We start from the raw sequence: 12671 nt of genomic DNA, 5'->3' as shown, positions 1-12671 counted from the left end.
TGGCGTCACTTCCTCAGGGTTATCGATAGCCGCCTGTGCAGGGCAGGCGCTTGCCAATGGTGCATGGTGCACGAACAATCCTACCCATGGGTATAACTTCGGCGACACGGCACAAACCCTCTGCACGCGGCCAGGCCGCTGCGGCGGCAAGGCAGCCCATCATGCGAACCGACCTGCCGCAGGGCACCGGGCGGCAGCGGGCTGCCACGCAGGGCACCGACGTGCAGCGCGAGCGCATCCTGCAGGCTGCGGCAGGGCTCTTCGCCGCGCAGGGCTACGCCAACACCACGATGGCGCAGATCGTGCGCGCACTCGGCGTGACGAAGCCCTTCGTGTACTACTACTTCCGCGACAAGCAGGAGATCTTCGAGGTGCTGTCGTGGCGCCCCACGGTCGACTGCTTCACCGCGCTCGACTTCGCCGCCAACGATCCGCGCCGCGCCAGCGAGAAGGTGCTCGAAGGCATCGAGCGGCTGATCCGCGCAACCGTGGCACACCACCCCTGCGCCTTCTTTCCGTACCGCGAACCGCAGGTGTACCGGCCCGAGTACCTGGCGGCGGCCAAGAAGCTCGCCAACCACTTCTACGAACTGCTCTGCCCGCTGCTCGAGGAAGCGCGGCGCGACGGCGACCTCGATTTCACCGAAACCAAGATCACCGCGCTGGCGGCTTTGAGCCTGCCCGGTTTTCTCTACACCTGGTACCGCCCGAATGGCCGACTCTCGCCCGACGAGGTGACGGCCGAACTCACCCGGCTCGCCACCCGGGTGATCGGCCTTCGCACGCCGGCGCCGCGCTGAAGGCGCGGAGGCCGCCGGCTTTGCCGCGAAGTGTTTTTCTTGACAACCATGGGAGACAAACAGCAATGACACCGAAGACCGCACGCCTCGCCCCTGTCGCATTCGCCACATTGATGGCCCTCGCCGGCACGACCCAGGCGCAGGACGCCACCTACAAGGTCGCCTACATCGATCCGCTGTCTGGGCCCTTCGCCAACGTCGGCGAACTGATGCTGACGCACATCCAGTTCGCCGTGGAAGAGATCAACGCCAAGGGCGGCGTGCTCGGCGGCACCAAGCTGCAACTGCTGCAGTTCGACAGCAAGCTCTCGGCGCAGGAGAGCCAGAGCGCGCTGCAGGCCGCGATCGACCAGGGCGCCAAGGCCATCATCACGGGCGGCTCGGGGTCGTCTGTGGTCGCCGCGCTCGTGCAGTCGGCGAACCGCTGGAACCAGCGCAACCCGGGCAAGGAACTGATCGTGCTGAACCACTCGTCGGTCGATCCCGAGATGACCGGCAAGAACTGCAGCTTCTGGCACTTCCAGACCGAGGCCAACACCGCGATGAAGATGAAGGCGCTGGCCAACTACATCAAGAAGACGCCCGACGTCCAGAAGATCTACCTGCTGAACCAGGACTACGCCCACGGCAAGCAGTGGGCCAGCTACGGCCGCCAGATGGTGGGCCTGGCGCGGCCCGACGTGAAGTTCGTCGGCGAGACCCTGCACCCGATCGGCCGTGTGAAGGACTTCTCGCCCTACATCGCGAACATTCGCCAGAGCGGCGCCGATTCGGTGATCACCGGCAACTGGGGCCAGGACATGACCCTGCTGCTGAAGGCCGCGGGCGACGCAGGCTACAACCTGCGCTACTTCAACCACAGCGCGGGCTCGGTGCCCGGCACGGTGCTCGCAGTGTCGCAGGCCAAGACAGGGCAGCTCACCTGGGTCGCGGAATGGCACCCGGGCCAGGCCGACACGCCGCGCGCCGAAGCGCTCGCCAAGGCCTACAAGGCCAAGACCGGCAAGGACTTTCTCGCGCCGCGCATTGACCTCACGCCGCGCATGCTGGCCGCCGCCATCAACAAGGCCCGCAGCACCGACAGCGTGAAGGTGGCGAGCGCGCTCGAGGACATGACTTTCGATTCGGTGGTGGGCCCGGTGCGCATGCGCGCCGAAGACCATCAGCTGCTGCTGCCGCAGGTGGTCAACACCATCGCACCGGTCGACGGCAAGGCCGTGAAGGTGGGCTGGGAAGGCACCGACTACGGCTTCCGCACCGACGCGGTCTACACCGGCAACGAACTGGCGCAGGGCACCGACTGCAAGATGGTGCGCCCCGGACGCTGAAAACCCGCGCAAGGCATGGTCTTGGCGCAGGCTTCGTACACTGCGCGCATGACCTCTCCCGTTTCGCCCGCGCCATCCGACCCGTACCTCTGGCTCGAGGACATCGACGGCCACGAGCCGCTCGAATGGGCCCGCCAGCACAACGCGGCCACCGTGCAGCGCTATGCGGCATCGCCGGAATTCGAGCGCATGGCCGAGGGCATCCTCGAGGTGCTCGATGCCGACGACCGCATTCCGATGGTGCGCAAGATCGGGCCCTTCTTCTACAACTTCTGGCGCGACCGCAAGCACCCCAAGGGGCTTTGGCGCCGCACCACGCTGGACGAATACCGCAAGCCGCAGCCCGCGTGGGAGACCGTGCTCGATCTCGATGCGCTCGCGGCGACCGAGAACGAGAACTGGGTCTGGCACGGCGCCGACACCCTGCAGCCCGGCTACCGGCGCTGCCTGCTGTCGCTCTCGCGCGGCGGCGCCGATGCCGACGTGGTGCGCGAGTTCGATCTCGAAGACAAGCAGTTCGTGGCCGGCGGCTTCGAACTGCCCGAGGCCAAGAGCAGCGTCGCGTGGAAGGACATCGACCATCTCTACGTGGCCACCGATTTCGGCCCGGGCTCGATGACCACCTCGAGCTATCCCCGCATCGTGAAGGAATGGCGCCGCGGCACGCCGCTGGCCAGCGCCCAGACCGTCTACGAGGCCGGCACCGACGACATGACGGCCAGTGCCTGGCGCGACACCACGCCCGGCTTCGAGCGCGACTTCGTCTCGCGCCAGATGGATTTCTACGACAGCGAGACCTGGCTTCGCACGCGCGACGGCCGGCTCGTGAAGATCGACGTGCCCGACGACGCGAACACCGATATCACGCGCGAGTGGATGCTCGTGGAGCCGCGCAGCCCCTGGACCGTGGGCAGCACCACCCATGCACCCGGCTCGCTGCTGGCCGCGCGCTTCGACGACTGGATGGCGGGCCGGCGCGAGCTCACGGTGCTGTTCGAGCCCGGCGAGACCACCGCACTCGACGACTATTCGTGGACCCGCCACCACCTGATCCTCAACGTGATGCACGACGTGGTGAACAAGCTCGAGGTGCTCACGCCGCAACCGGGCCAAACGCCGTGGCGGCGCGAGCCGCTGGGCGGTGCGCCGGCGCTGTCGACCATCGCGGCCGGCGGCATCGACGAAGACGAGAACGACGACTACTTCCTCACGGTGAGCGGCTTCCTGCAACCAACCACGCTCTACATCGGCACCGTCGGCGGCGGCGAGCCCGCGCCGCTGAAGCACAGCCCCGCCTTCTTCGACGCGGAGCGCTTCTGCGTGAGCCAGCATTTCGCCACCTCGAAGGACGGCACCCGCGTGCCCTACTTCGAGATCGCGCCGAAGAACCTGCAGGCCAACGGCCGCAACCCGACGCTGCAGTACGCCTACGGCGGCTTCGAGATCTCGCTGCAGCCGAGCTACAGCGGCAGCATCGGACGTGCATGGCTCGAACGCGGCGGCGTCTACGTGGTCGCGAACATCCGCGGCGGCGGCGAGTACGGCCCGCGCTGGCACCAGGCCGCGCTGCAGCAGAACCGGCTTCGCACCTGCGAGGATTTCGCGGCCGTGTCCGAGCACCTGATCGCACGCAACATCACCTCGCCGGCGCACCTCGGCGCCATGGGCGGCAGCAACGGCGGGCTCTTGATGGGCAACATGCTCACGCTGTACCCGCAGTTCTACGGCGCCATCGTGAGCGAAGTGGCGCTGCTCGACATGCGGCGCTACACGCAGCTGTCGGCCGGCGCTTCGTGGATCGCCGAGTACGGCGACCCCGACGACCCCGCCGAATGGGCCTGGCTCCAGGCCCTCTCGCCCTACGAGAACGCGAAGCCCGGCGCGAAGTACCCGCCCGCGCTCTTCACCACCTCGACGCGCGACGATCGCGTGGGCCCGGTCCATGCGCGAAAGATGCACGCGAAGCTCGCGGCCATGGGCCACCAGACCGCGTTCTACGAGAACATGGAAGGCGGCCACAGCGCGGCGGCCGACAACAAGGCCGCGGCCTTCATGGATGCGCTGGGCTACGCCTTTCTCTGGCAGCACATCGGGCGATCGGCATGACGAGCAGCAACAGCAGCGGCGCCACCGTACTCGAACTGATCGGCGCACCGACCGACGTGGGCGCCAGCGTGCGCGGTGCCGGCATGGGTCCCGATGCGCTGCGCGTGGCGGGCCTGCCCGAGGCGCTTTCCGCGCAGGGCTTCGAGCTGATCGATCGCGGCAACCTCGCGGGCCCGGCCACGCCGTGGACGCTGCCGGCCAACGGTCTGCGGCACCTCGACGAGGTGATCGCCTGGAACCGCTCGGTGTACGCCGCCATCGACACCGCACTCGGTGCCGGCCACGTGCCGCTCATGCTGGGCGGCGACCACTGCCTCGCGATCGGCTCGATCAGCGCCGTCGCGTGGCATGCGCGCAAGCGCGGACGCAAACTGCGCGTGCTGTGGCTCGACGCGCACTCCGACGTCAACACCGAGACCACCAGCCCGAGCGGCAACCTGCATGGCATGCCGGTGTCGTGCCTGCTGGGGCACGGCCCGGCTGCGCTCACCGGCTGGAGCGGCGAGCGCGCGGCGGTCGAGCACGACGCGATCCGCTTCATCGGCATCCGCAGCGTCGATGCCGACGAGAAGGAAGCAATCCGCACGCTCGGCCTGCATGTGTTCGACATGCGCCACATCGACGAGCACGGCATGCGCACCACCATGACCGAGGCGCTGCAGGACGTGGACGAGGACACCCACCTGCATGTGAGCTTCGACCTCGACTGCCTCGACCCCGGCATCGCGCCCGGCGTGGGCACGGGCGTGCGCGGCGGCCCGACCTACCGCGAGATGCAGCTGTGCATGGAAATGATCGCCGACACCGGCCGCCTCGGCTCTGCCGACATCGTCGAACTCAATCCCGCGCTCGATGTGCGCAACCAGACCGCCGAGGTCGCGGTCGAGCTGCTGCAGAGCCTGTTCGGCAAGTCGACGCTGGTGCGCTGAGGCCGGTGCGCGTCAGGGCCGCTGCTCAACCTGCGAAGTGACTGCCCGGTTGGCGTATTGCTGGTAGGCCGGCAGCGCGATCGCGGCCAGGATGCCGAGGACGACGAGGATCGGCAGCAGCCATGCGCCGATGAGCACGCTGGTGGTGTTGGGCGGCGGCGGCGCGCCGAAGCGGTTGCTGCCCTGGGTGCCCGACTTGAAGACCCAGATGAGTGCCACCAGCGGGATCAGCGCCAGCAGCAGCATCCAGCCGGACCAGTCCATGTCGTGCGAGCGCTGGATGCCGATCAGCACGTAGAACACGAAATAGGGAATGGAAATCACCAGGGTCATGAGCCCGATGGCGCCTTCGGACTCGCCGGCGCCCGCGAACCCGATGACCGCGCCGAACGCGAAGGCCGCCGCAATGAACAGAAGGTACGAATAGAAGGTGTACGCGAGAAAACGCGCGCGCCCGATGCGGCCCTTGGCGGACCACAGCTTGACGGGCTGCACGCCAGGGTCGCCGTCGTAGACGTCGGCCACCGCGGCGCGCGGGGCGGCATACGGATTGACTGCTGGTTCGGACATGGTTCTTCTCCTCTTGGTTGATGAAAACGTTGTGCCTGGGCACGCTACAGAAGGCCCGCCCGCTTGACCGCGTGGTAGCGGTTGACCAATGCGACCGCCAGCCCGGCCGGCTCGACATCGACCGACAGCGGATCGTTGCCGACCACGCGCGCAAAGGCGTCGCGGCGCGATTGCTCGAACAGGTGGGCCGCGGCCACTTCGACCGCATCCTGCGGCCGCGCGATCGGCTGGCCCGCGATGCGCCCGAGCACCCGCTCGCGCAGGCTCGCGACCAGCACCAGGTGCTGGCGGCGCAACAGCCGGACCGCGGGGCGCAGCTCGGCGGCATCTTCGTCGCGGAAGTTGGTCAGCACGATGACCAGCGCGCGCCGCCGCTGCACGGCGAGCAGCTGCTGCGCCGCGAGCAGGTAGTCCGAATGCGTGGCGCCGGGCTGAATATCGTGCAGCCGGTTCATCAGCGCATTGAGCGTGGCCGTGCCCTTGCGCGGCGCGAAGTCGCGCCGCTCGGCGGGCGCGCAGCCGAAAGTCATGGCGCCGACCTCGTCGCCCTCCTTCAGCGCCACGTAGCTCAGCAGCATCAGCGCATTCAGCGCCTCGTCGAAATGGCTGCCGGCCTGCGCCGCGGTGCCGGTCTCGTCGGCCCGCATGCGGCGGCCGCAGTCGAGCAGGAAGAACACGCACTGGTCGCGGTCGTCCTGGAATTCGCGCACGATCGGCCGGCGATGGCGCAGCGTGGCCTTCCAGTCGATGTGGCGCAGCGAATCGCCGGTGCGGTAGTCGGCGAGCTGGCGGAAGTCGGTGCCGAGACCGCGCTGCGCATAGGTCTTGATGCCGATCTGCGCCAGGCGCCGGTCGCCCGAAAGCCAGGCGTAGCGCGCGAGCGCCGCGAAGTTGGGATACACCCGCACGCGCCGCGGCTCGCCGAGCGCCTGCCGCATTTCGAACGCGCCGGCGCGCGTGCGCCAGCGAAGCTGCGTGGCACCGAACTGCGCCACGCCGCGCAGCGTGGCGGTGGCCGTGTAGCGCAGCGTCACGCGCGCGGCCGGCGGCACGGTCACCGTCTGCGGCAGCCCTTCGAACGCGAAATGCACGTCCACCTCGTCGAACACCGACACCTGCCAGCCATGCGTACCGTCATTGACGAGCGTCAGGGTCAACACCGTGGGCACGCCGATCGAGAAGGCGCCCGGCAGCGTGCGCTCGACGCGCAATGGCGCCGCGCGCCACAGGCGCCAGCTGCGCCAGAGATCGATGCCCACGCCCAGCGCGCCGGCCCCCAGCAGCAAACCGGCCGCCGTGGCGACCCCGTCGATCGGCATGCCGAGCAGCAGGGCCAGCGCCGCGGCCACGGCCGCGCCGCCGAGCACCCAGACGAGGGCGCGCGCGGGGATCGGGACGGCACGCGTCATGGTGTCCGGTGGTTCACAGCCTCGGGGCTTCTACGCTATCGCGCGCCGCGCGGAGCAGCGCATCGACGCTGGTGCCCTCAAGCTGCGCATCGGGCGAGATCGTCACGCGGTGCCTGAGCGCCGGCAGCGCCTGGCGCGCCAAGTCGTCGGGCGTGATGAAGTCGCGCCCGGCCATCAGCGCGGCGGCGCGCGCGGCACGCACCAGCGCCATGGTGCCGCGCGGCCCGGCGCCCGACGACAGGCCGGGCCAGTCGCGCGTGGCGCGCGCGATGCGCACCGCATAGTCGATCACGCGCTCGTCGGCCTGCACCAGGCACGCGAGCCGCTGCAGCTCGAGCACCTGCGCCTCGTCGAGGCAGGGTGTCACCGCATCGAGCGGAAACTGGTTGCCCGCGCGCTGCAGCGTGGTGAGCTGCACGATCGCGTTCTCTTCGCCGTGGCTCGGATAGCCGATGTCGATCTTCAGCAGGAAGCGGTCGAGCTGCGCCTCGGGCAGCGGATAGGTGCCTTCGGTGTCGATCGGGTTCTGCGTGGCCAACACCATGAAGGGCCGCGGCAGCGGCATGGCCCGGCCTTCGAGCGTGACCTGGTATTCCTGCATCACCTCGAGCAGCGCGCTCTGCGTCTTGGCCGGCGCGCGGTTGATCTCGTCGGCCAGCAGCAGATGGGTGAACACCGGCCCCTGGTGCACGCGCAGCCTCCCGATGCCGCCCTCGCCCGGCGCCGAGGGATCGAGCACCGAATGTCCCGTGATGTCCGAGGGCATCAGGTCGGGCGTGAACTGCACGCGCGCATAGCGCAGCGACATGGCCTGCGCGAGCGCACGCGCGAGCAGGGTCTTGCCGAGCCCGGGCACGCCTTCGATCAGCACGTGGCCCGAAGCCACGAGCGCCACCAGCACCTGGTCGACGGCCTCGATCTGGCCGACCACGGCGCGGCCGACCTCGGTGCGCAGCGCCTGCAGCCATTGGGTTGCGCGCGTCAATTCTTCGGGGGAGATGGCTTGCATGGTTGCTCTCGGTTCGGGATCAGGGAAGGAAGGACGAAGAAGAAGTCGAAGTCGAAGTCGAAGTCGAAGTCGAAGTCGAAGTCGACGTGCGGGCGCCGGCTGCGTGCGCGTCGAGGCGGCGGCGCGCTTGCTCCAGCACTTCGAGGTCGAGCGCCATCGCGTCGGGGCCGCGCTCGCGCACCGCCATCGCGTGGCCGAGGCGGGCGGCATCGATGCCCGTGGCCGCGGCGATCGCTTCCGCACGCGCGGTGGCATCGCGCTGCGCATGCTGGCGCAGGTGGCGCCGGGCGGATTCGTCGAGCGCGCGCAGTTGCGCCGCATGCAGCGCGCCGTTGCCGTGCATGTGCAGGAACGCAGCCGTGCCGCGCACCTGCTCCGCCATCGAACGCCGGTGCGTGCCGGCCGCGGGCGCGAGCGGACCGAAGCGCACCGCGCCGCGCCAGAGTGCCACCGCCAACGCGAGCAGGCCCGCGACGAGCGCCACCCATCCCTTCTGCCAGAGCCACTTCAGGAACGGCTCGCGCGCCTCCTCGGTGACGAACCAGACCTCGCTGCCGGCGCCGGCCTGGAGCGCGGCTACTGCAACCAGTGCGTTGTCGGCCCGCAGCAGATGGCTGTTGTGCAGCAAGCCCCAGGGCAACACGGTGACGGACCCGCGGCCGACGCGCACGCGGATCGCCTCGGTGCCGCGCGGCGCCTGCACGGCCCACAGCGGCGGGTCGGCCGGGTCGGCCGCCACGAACTGCGCGCCGGTCCAGGCGGCGCAGATCCGAAAGCTGCGGCCGCCTTGGAACGTCGCGGGCACGCTGTGGGGTTCGATCACCGCGTGGCAATCGGCGTCTTTCGCGCGCCGGGCGCGGTCGGCGCGCGCGGCCCTGGACTGCTTCGCCGGCGCCGCGGCCTTCTCCGTCTTCTTCTCGTCGTCCGCGCGCTCGGGCCGGGCCCAGTCTTCCTCGGCGAGCGGTATCCAGTCCTCGAGCATCTCGTCGCGCACCAGGTGAGCGGGCATCACGAGGTGTCCGCCCTGCTCGACCCAGTCGCGCAGCCGTTCGGCGCGCTCGGGAAAGAGGTCCCAGTGGCTCGAACCGAGCAGCAGCCGCGCGTTCGCAGGCGGCATCGCGTCGAGGCTGTTGCGCTGGACGACGGTGGCGCCGAGCGCGCGCAGCAGGCCCTGCACCGCGTAGAGCGAGTTGGTTTTGGCCTCGCCTGTCGCGGGCGTCGGCACTTCGGTGTCGGCCCACTCGGTGGCGGACACCAGCCAGCCACCGAGCAACGCCAGCACCAGCACGGCCGCGATGCGCGCGATCCAGGGGTTCATCGGTGCGGCACCTCGCCGGGCGCCGGTGCCGCGGCATCCGCCCCGGCACCCAGATGGCGGTCGAACTCGCCGCACACGGCCAGCACCTGCGCGGTCGCGGGCAAGCGCCCGCCGTAGGCCGCGAGCTGCCAGGCATCGACCAGCCGCACCAGGAAGGCCTGCGCCGCGGCAGGCAGCCGCGCGGCCGCGAGCGCCACGCACTCGCCCTCGGTGCTGGCGGCGCGCACCGGCACGCCATGCACATGCACGAGGCGCGACAGGGCGCCGCGGTACAGCAGCGACAGCGCCGGCCGGTGCTGCCCGCGCTGCCAGAGCGCGGCCACGGCGCCGCCGATGTCGTCGGGCAGGCTCCGGGGCCGGATGTCGAGGCTACCGACATGGCTCGGCAAGGTGTCGCCGGGCAGCCGTCCGCCGGCCGCGCGCACTTGCGTCCAGCGCCGCAGCCGCAACACCAGCCAGGCCAGCGCGAGCGCACCCAGGCCCCACACGAGCCAGCGCGCGCCTTCGGCGACGGCCTTCGCGAAATCGCGCAGCCAGTCGATGCTGCCGCCGTCCTTGGCGGACTTTTCTTCTTCCTTGTCGTCTTCCTCGCCGCGGTCCTTGAAGCGCAGCTTCTTCTCGGTCTTCGTGCCGGGCAGGTTGGGATCGGCGCGCAGCCGCTCGACGGCGGCCTCGACCTGCTCGCGCGTGGCGGCCGGTGCGGGTGCGGCGGCCACGGCGGGCAGAGGCATGGCGCATGCGCACAGCACGGCCAGCACGCCGGCACCGAGCCGCGGCCGGAGGTCAGCGAAAGCCATGCCGGAACTCCTGCTCGATGTCCCAGGCCTCGAGTTCCACGCGCCGGTTCAGGTACATCGCGAAACCGGCCGCGACGTAGAAAGGCTCGAGCACGCCGACCACCACCGCGTACGCGGCCGCGACCAGCAGGCTCTCGCCCGTACCGGCAGAATTCACGAGCCAGTCCATGACGTCCCTCGCATCGCCTTCGGGCGCGAACCACAGCAGCAGAGACAGAAGGCAGAAACAGAGCGCCATCTCCACATGGGCGAACACCAGCTGCATGCAGCCGGCTGTACCGCGCCGCGCATGCAGCAATTGGGCACGGCGCTTGCGGCGCGCGCTGCCGCGCTGCCCTTCGAGCTGGTCGACCGCCTGCGTGAACGAACGCCAGGGCGAGAAGCGCCGCCACAGGAGCGTGCGAAACCACTGGCCGCCCCAGACCTGCCCGCGCCGCGCCCAGAGGTCGGTCCAGCGCGTCTCCTGCCCGAACACCGCGCGCGAGAGCACGAACAGCAGGCTGCGGTCGAGCCAGGGCTTGAGCCAGAAGATGACGAGACTCGGCAGCCAGCCCGCGATCTCGACCGTGCAGAGCGCGAGCACCACCACCACGGCGTACACCGGCAAAAAGGTGCCCCAGACCGAGCGCGCGTGGCGGCGCACGAGCGCGGCGCCGAGGTCCGACGCCTCGGCCATCGACCGGGGGCGCAGCACGATCGCGAGGCCGTCAACCTGCATCGCGGCTCCTTGGGGCGGCTTCCCTGCGCGGCCGGCCCTGCCAGCCGAAGTAGGCCAGCACGAGCGCCCAGCAGGCGGCGCCGACGCCGTACTTCACGGCCGGCGCGACCCACCGCGCCGAGGACCAGAAGGCCTCCACCGCCGCGGCGAGCAGCAGCAGTCCGAGCACGCCGTAGACCACGACCACCGCATCGCGCGCGGCCAGCCGCAGCGCTTCGAGCCGCGTGTGGCGCCCGGGGGCGAGCCACGAGTGGCCGAGCCGCAGGCCCGCCGCGCCGGCCAGCACGATCGCCGTGAGCTCGAAGGCCGAATGGGTGACGACGAAGGAAAGGAAGTTCCCGGCATGCCCGGCGCCGATCAGGTAGCCGCCGACCGCGCCGATCTGCGTGCCGTTGAACACCAGCACGAAGGCGCTGCCCACGCCCGCGAAGATGCCGGCCGCGAAGCAGCGAAAGCCGATGCCGATGTTGTTCATGACGTAGTAGCCGAACATCTGCCAGTCGTCGCCGGCGCCGCGCGTGCGCCCGAGCGCTTCGGCCTGCGTGCCGTACATCGCGTCGAACTCCTCGACGTCGCGCGCATCGAGCAGGTGCAGGATGAAGCCTGGGTCGCGCCAGGCCGCCCAGCCCGCCACCAGCAGCGGCACGAGGAACATCAGCGTGGCCGCGAGCAGGTAGGCGTGGTGCGCGCGCACCGCCTGCGGAAGGTCGACCAGCGCGAGCCGGCCGAGCCGCGCGAGCCCGTAGTCGTGCCGGCGGTAGATGAGCCGGTGCGCGTCCTGCGTGAGGTTTTCGAGCCGCTCGGTCAGGTGAATCGGATAGGCCCGGGCCTGCGCCAGCGCGAGGTGCTCGCACACGCGGCGGTAGAGCGCGGCCAGGCGCGCGCCGTCGAACCGGCGCTTCTTGTCGGCCGTGGCGATGACGGCCTCGAGCTCGGCCCAGAGCGGCGCGTACGCGGCTTCGAAGTCGAGCGGCGTCATCGCCCGCCTCCGCGGCGTCCCATTACCCACTGCGCGACGCCGAGCAGCCGCTCGGACGCGCTGGCGCCGGCCGCGCCGGGCGCCAGCACGGGTTCGGCCACGCGCGCGAGCTCGTCCAGGCGCTCGGGCGTCAGCCGCGTGGCGCGCCCGGCCCAGGAGACCACCGCCAGCTGCTCGCGCGCCGACAGCGGCCGTGCCGGTGCCTGCGCTTCGGCAGCGGGCACTTCGCCATGCAGGCGCACCGGATCGCCGAACACCACCAGCGTGCCGGCAGCGAGGTCGCCGAGCCGCTTGCTGTCGGCGCGCCAGAGCATCGAGACGATGCCGGCGCCATAGAAAGACGGCACGAAGTCGGCCGCGCGCAGCAGGTTGCGCGTGAGCGCGGCGGCAGGCGTGACGGGCAGGCCGGAGTCCATCACCACGCGCAGGCCCATCACGCGCTTGCCGGGCGTCGCCGCCGCGCGCGTGAGCTCGAACACCACGGGGTAGAACCATTCGAGGCAGAAGTAGCTCACGAGCAGGATGCCGGCGCCCATCTTGCCGAGCAGGCCGACGGCCATGGCGATCGCCGCGAAGATGCCGAGCCGGATCGCGAAATCGATCAGGTAGGCGAGCCCGCGCGCCACCAGTCCGGCGGGCCGCAGCGACAGCGCGATGCCCTCGGGTGTTTCGGCGGTGTAGAGCGTGTCGAGTCGCACAGGCGGCACC

General features: G+C 70.4%; 12 protein-coding genes. 4 read left to right on the top strand and 8 right to left on the bottom strand.

From position 1 onward, the window contains the following. Positions 1 to 86: 86 nt before the first annotated feature. The 4 genes from AC3A6J_RS24155 (at position 87) to rocF (ending at position 5163) form a co-directional block, all read left to right on the top strand. Positions 87 to 800, top strand: a complete 714-nt coding sequence (locus tag AC3A6J_RS24155) for a TetR/AcrR family transcriptional regulator (RefSeq protein ID WP_487862534.1) — start codon at positions 87 to 89, stop codon at positions 798 to 800. Between the two features lie 65 nt (positions 801 to 865). Then, complete coding sequence (locus AC3A6J_RS24150) at positions 866 to 2128, top strand: branched-chain amino acid ABC transporter substrate-binding protein (protein ID WP_487862533.1); 1263 nt, start codon at positions 866 to 868, stop codon at positions 2126 to 2128. Positions 2129 to 2176: 48 nt separating this feature from the next. Beyond that, positions 2177 to 4234 carry a prolyl oligopeptidase family serine peptidase gene (locus AC3A6J_RS24145; protein WP_487862532.1) on the top strand — a complete coding sequence of 686 codons (2058 nt, stop codon included), beginning with the start codon at positions 2177 to 2179 and terminating at the stop codon, positions 4232 to 4234. Further along, positions 4231 to 5163, top strand: coding sequence for an arginase (rocF, locus tag AC3A6J_RS24140; RefSeq protein ID WP_487862531.1), 933 nt, complete (start codon positions 4231 to 4233; stop codon positions 5161 to 5163). Before AC3A6J_RS24145 ends, rocF begins: the two co-directional genes overlap by 4 nt. A gap of 12 nt (positions 5164 to 5175) precedes the next feature. On the opposite strand, the gene AC3A6J_RS24135 is transcribed toward rocF, so the two are convergent. From AC3A6J_RS24135 to AC3A6J_RS24100, 8 genes are read right to left on the bottom strand one after another with little or no spacing between them, the layout of a single operon-like run. Beyond that, positions 5176 to 5733, bottom strand: coding sequence for a DUF805 domain-containing protein (locus AC3A6J_RS24135; protein WP_487862530.1), 558 nt, complete (start codon positions 5731 to 5733; stop codon positions 5176 to 5178). 44 nt (positions 5734 to 5777) lie between these two features. Beyond that, complete coding sequence (locus AC3A6J_RS24130; protein WP_487862529.1) at positions 5778 to 7142, bottom strand: DUF58 domain-containing protein; 1365 nt, start codon at positions 7140 to 7142, stop codon at positions 5778 to 5780. 13 nt (positions 7143 to 7155) lie between these two features. Continuing rightward, the gene (locus AC3A6J_RS24125; RefSeq protein WP_487862528.1) at positions 7156 to 8151 is read right to left on the bottom strand and encodes an AAA family ATPase; all 996 of its coding nucleotides are present in this window, start codon (positions 8149 to 8151) and stop codon (positions 7156 to 7158) included. Between the two features lie 19 nt (positions 8152 to 8170). Then, positions 8171 to 9469: a DUF4350 domain-containing protein gene (locus AC3A6J_RS24120; protein WP_487862527.1), complete on the bottom strand. Its 1299-nt coding sequence runs from the start codon at positions 9467 to 9469 to the stop codon at positions 8171 to 8173. Further along, on the bottom strand, positions 9466 to 10266 hold the full coding sequence (locus AC3A6J_RS24115; RefSeq protein ID WP_487862526.1) for a DUF4129 domain-containing protein: 801 nt from the start codon (positions 10264 to 10266) through the stop codon (positions 9466 to 9468). Before AC3A6J_RS24115 ends, AC3A6J_RS24120 begins: the two co-directional genes overlap by 4 nt. Further along, a complete protein-coding gene (locus tag AC3A6J_RS24110) occupies positions 10253 to 10984 on the bottom strand; it encodes a hypothetical protein (protein WP_487862525.1) in 732 nt (243 codons plus the stop codon). Before AC3A6J_RS24110 ends, AC3A6J_RS24115 begins: the two co-directional genes overlap by 14 nt. After that, positions 10974 to 11963 carry a stage II sporulation protein M gene (locus AC3A6J_RS24105; RefSeq protein WP_487862524.1) on the bottom strand — a complete coding sequence of 330 codons (990 nt, stop codon included), beginning with the start codon at positions 11961 to 11963 and terminating at the stop codon, positions 10974 to 10976. Before AC3A6J_RS24105 ends, AC3A6J_RS24110 begins: the two co-directional genes overlap by 11 nt. Further along, positions 11960 to 12670, bottom strand: coding sequence for an RDD family protein (locus tag AC3A6J_RS24100; protein ID WP_487862523.1), 711 nt, complete (start codon positions 12668 to 12670; stop codon positions 11960 to 11962). The genes AC3A6J_RS24105 and AC3A6J_RS24100 overlap by 4 nt, the downstream gene beginning before the upstream one ends. Position 12671 lies beyond the last annotated feature (1 nt).

This window comes from Variovorax sp. Soil_C_39 (genome assembly GCF_057656815.1).
Note: the sequence above shows the minus strand (reverse complement) of the source record. Positions and strands in the feature narration are given on the sequence as shown.

What these genes read in the sequence shown, in the direction of transcription:
- AC3A6J_RS24155 (WP_487862534.1), top strand. Translation starts at nt 87, where the DNA reads ATGGGTATAACTTCGGCGACACGGCACAAACCCTCTGCACGCGGCCAG.
- AC3A6J_RS24150 (WP_487862533.1), top strand. Translation starts at nt 866, where the DNA reads ATGACACCGAAGACCGCACGCCTCGCCCCTGTCGCATTCGCCACATTG.
- AC3A6J_RS24145 (WP_487862532.1), top strand. Translation starts at nt 2,177, where the DNA reads ATGACCTCTCCCGTTTCGCCCGCGCCATCCGACCCGTACCTCTGGCTC.
- rocF (WP_487862531.1), top strand. Translation starts at nt 4,231, where the DNA reads ATGACGAGCAGCAACAGCAGCGGCGCCACCGTACTCGAACTGATCGGC.
- AC3A6J_RS24135 (WP_487862530.1), bottom strand. Translation starts at nt 5,733, where the DNA reads ATGTCCGAACCAGCAGTCAATCCGTATGCCGCCCCGCGCGCCGCGGTG.
- AC3A6J_RS24130 (WP_487862529.1), bottom strand. Translation starts at nt 7,142, where the DNA reads ATGACGCGTGCCGTCCCGATCCCCGCGCGCGCCCTCGTCTGGGTGCTC.
- AC3A6J_RS24125 (WP_487862528.1), bottom strand. Translation starts at nt 8,151, where the DNA reads ATGCAAGCCATCTCCCCCGAAGAATTGACGCGCGCAACCCAATGGCTG.
- AC3A6J_RS24120 (WP_487862527.1), bottom strand. Translation starts at nt 9,469, where the DNA reads ATGAACCCCTGGATCGCGCGCATCGCGGCCGTGCTGGTGCTGGCGTTG.
- AC3A6J_RS24115 (WP_487862526.1), bottom strand. Translation starts at nt 10,266, where the DNA reads ATGGCTTTCGCTGACCTCCGGCCGCGGCTCGGTGCCGGCGTGCTGGCC.
- AC3A6J_RS24110 (WP_487862525.1), bottom strand. Translation starts at nt 10,984, where the DNA reads ATGCAGGTTGACGGCCTCGCGATCGTGCTGCGCCCCCGGTCGATGGCC.
- AC3A6J_RS24105 (WP_487862524.1), bottom strand. Translation starts at nt 11,963, where the DNA reads ATGACGCCGCTCGACTTCGAAGCCGCGTACGCGCCGCTCTGGGCCGAG.